The organism is Dietzia sp. DQ11-38-2, from assembly GCF_014145055.1.
Classification (GTDB): domain Bacteria; phylum Actinomycetota; class Actinomycetes; order Mycobacteriales; family Mycobacteriaceae; genus Dietzia.
This window is the reverse complement of record NZ_JAALDW010000406.1, coordinates 1-3,003: the sequence shown is the minus strand read 5'-3', so window position 1 is coordinate 3,003 and position 3,003 is coordinate 1. Positions and strand designations below refer to the sequence as shown.

Here is a 3,003-nt window from a genome sequence, read left to right as displayed (position 1 = left end):
GGCGATGGACACCGCTGTCGCCGCGGCGCCGCTGGCCTCCGGTCACGTCCTCGTCGTCGGACGACCGGGCGGGCCGTCGTTCCGGCCGTCCGAGATCGCCCGGCTCGGGTACCTCACGGGGATCCTGCGGTCTCTCAACGCGGGGTGACCCCCGGCGTCATCCGCCCTCGTTCACCCGCCGCGTCCCCGAGGGTTGCGCGGCCACTTCGCCCACGCCCCCGAAGGGTTGCGCGGCCGGTCAGGTCCCGACACGCAGCGCACCCGAATGGTCACCCCGCACCGTCGCCCGCCGGCGCCGGGCCGTTCTCCAACAGCTCCACGAATCCGGCCTCGTCGAGGATGGTCAGCCCCAGCTCCTCGGCCTTGGTCGCCTTGGACCCCGGGTTGTCCCCCACCACGACGTAGTCCGTCTTCTTCGACACAGATCCGGACGCCTTACCGCCCCTGGCGATGATCGCCTCCTTGATCCCGTCACGGGTGAACCCCTCGAGGGACCCCGTGGCCACGATGGTCAGACCCTCGAGGGTGCGCGGGATCGACTCGTCCCGCTCATCGGCCATCGACACACCGGAGGCAGCCCACCGGTCGACGATCTCGCGGTGCCAGTCCACGTCGAACCATTCGACCACCGACGCAGCGATCGTCGACCCGACGCCGTCCGTCTCAGCCAACTCCTCCTCGGTGGCGGCGCGTAGTGCCTCCATCGAACCGAACCGTGTGGCCAACGCCCGTGCGGCCGTGGGCCCGACATGGCGGATGGACAGTGCCACCAGCACCCGCCACAGGGGTCTGTCCCTCGCCGTCTCCAGATTGGCCAGCAATTTGCGGCCGTTCTCGTTGAGCACGGTGCGCTCGGGGTCGGCGCCGTCCTCGACCTGCTTGCGGGTCGCCTTCTCCACGCGGGTGTAGAGGGAGGTGCGGAGGAGGTCGGCCTCGGTGAGGTCGAACAGACCCGCCTCGTTGACCAACACCCCGCTCGTGAGCAGATCGGAGGCCCCCTCGTAGCCGAGCGCCTCGATGTCCAGGGCGTTGCGCGAGGACAGGTAGAACAGTCGCTCACGGAGTTGTGCCGGACAGGAACGCTGGTTCGGGCAGCGCCAATCGGCGTCGCCTTCCTTCGCCGGTGCCAGGACGGTGTCGCACTCCGGGCAGCGCTCGGGGAAGACGAACTCCCGCTCGGTGCCGTCCCGGCGCTCCACCACCGGTCCGAGCACCTCGGGGATGACGTCGCCGGCCTTGCGGATCACGACGGTGTCGCCGATCAGCACACCTTTCCGCCTGACCTCGGTCTGGTTGTGCAGGGTCGCGAGTGACACCGTGGAGCCGGCGACCAGCACAGGTTTCATGTGGGCGAACGGGGTGACCCGCCCTGTCCTGCCCACGGAGACGCGGATGTCGAGCAGGTCGGTCATCACCTCCTCTGGTGGGTACTTGTAGGCGATCGCCCACCGCGGGGCCCGTGACGTCTGACCGAGTCGTCGCTGGACCGCCCGGTCGTCGATCTTGACGACGAGGCCGTCGATCTCGTGCTCCGGGTCGCCGCGGTGCTCTCCCCAGTACCGCATCCGCTCGAGGACCTCGTCGATCCCGGTCGCCGGGGCGGTGTAGGGCGAGACGGGCAGGCCCCAGTCCGCGAGCGCGAGATAGACGTCGTGGAGGCTGTCGAAGGTCGCGCCCTCGACCACCCCGAGACCGTGGCAGTACATGCCGAGCCGTCGCTGGGCGGTGATCGCCGGGTTCTTCTGGCGCAGTGACCCGGCGGCGCTGTTGCGCGGATTGGCGAACGGCGGCTTTCCCTCGGCGACGAGCCGCGCGTTGAGTTCGGCGAAGTCCTCGAGCCGGAAGAACACCTCGCCCCTCACCTCGAGCACGGCGGGGACGGGGCGGTCCTGAGTCGGGGTGAGCGTGACCGGGATGTCGTCGATCGTCCGGGCGTTGAGGGTCACGTCCTCTCCGGTCCGGCCGTCGCCCCGGGTGGCCGCACTGACCAGCCTGCCGTCGCGGTAGACCAGGTCGAGCGCCACCCCGTCGATCTTGACCTCGCACAGGAAACGCAGGTCGTCCGCCGCGAGGTGCGACTGTTCGACGGCTGACGCCACCCACGCGCGCAACTCCTCTTCGGAGAACACGTTGTCCAGGCTCGTCATCCGCTGCAGGTGCTCCACCGGCGCGAAGTCGGTGGAGAACCCGCCGCCCACGAGCTGTGTCGGCGAGTCCGCGGTCCGCAGGGCGGGGTGACGCTCCTCGAGCGCCTCCAACTCGCGGAACAGAGCGTCGAACTCGGCGTCGGAGACGATGGGGGCATCCCTGACGTAGTAGCGGAACTGGTGGTCCCTCACCGTCTCCGCGAGCTCGGTCCACTGCTGACGAACCTCAGGAGGGATGTCCCCGGTGCCGAGGGGCGCGGTGCTTCGACTGGCGTGGCTCACCAGCACAGGGTAATCCGACGCGGGCCCGCGATGTCGGGGCGACGGCCTACGGTGACCGCATGAACCCGGAGATCACGACCGCCGCCCCACCCGATCGGAACCGGCTGTTGGCCTTCGACCTCGAGACCACCGGGCCGGATCCCCGGACCGCGCACGTCGTCACCTCGGCCCTCCTCGCGATCGACGGACCCCGCAAGGTGGAGCGCACCTGGCTGGCCGATCCCGGGATCGACATCCCGGAGGGCGCGACGGCGGTCCACGGCATCACGACCGCACGGGCCCGCACCCACGGACGTCCGCATGCGGAGGTGGTGGCCGAGACCATCGCGGGCGTCCGGACGGGGTGGCGGGAGGGACGGACCCTGGTGGTGTTCAACGCGGCGTACGACCTCACCATCCTCAAGAGGTGGGACCCGTCGTTCGAGGTGCTCGGGCCGGTGGTCGACCCGTTCGTCATCGACCGCGCGGTGGACCCGTACCGGCGGGGCAAGCGCACCCTCGGGGCCCTGTGCGCGCACCACGGCGTGAGGGTGGACGGTGCACATGAGGCCGGTGCCGACGCGCTCGCGGCGGA

At 70.3% G+C, this 3,003-nt stretch carries 2 protein-coding genes and 1 pseudogene; 2 read left to right on the top strand and 1 reads right to left on the bottom strand.

Annotation, left to right across the window (positions count from 1 at the left end; translation table 11 throughout):
* Positions 1-148: pseudogene (locus G6026_RS13310) on the top strand (amino acid-binding protein); the annotation flags it as partial.
* A 121-nt stretch (positions 149-269) separates the two neighbouring features.
* Here the strand turns inward: G6026_RS13310 and ligA are convergent.
* Positions 270-2,429, bottom strand: coding sequence for an NAD-dependent DNA ligase LigA (gene ligA, locus G6026_RS13305; RefSeq protein WP_182613451.1), 2,160 nt, complete (start codon positions 2,427-2,429; stop codon positions 270-272).
* A gap of 59 nt (positions 2,430-2,488) precedes the next feature.
* Between ligA and G6026_RS13300 the strand changes: the two genes are divergently transcribed.
* The coding region (locus G6026_RS13300; RefSeq protein WP_277815614.1) for an exonuclease domain-containing protein at positions 2,489-3,003 on the top strand (515 nt) is incomplete at its 3' end.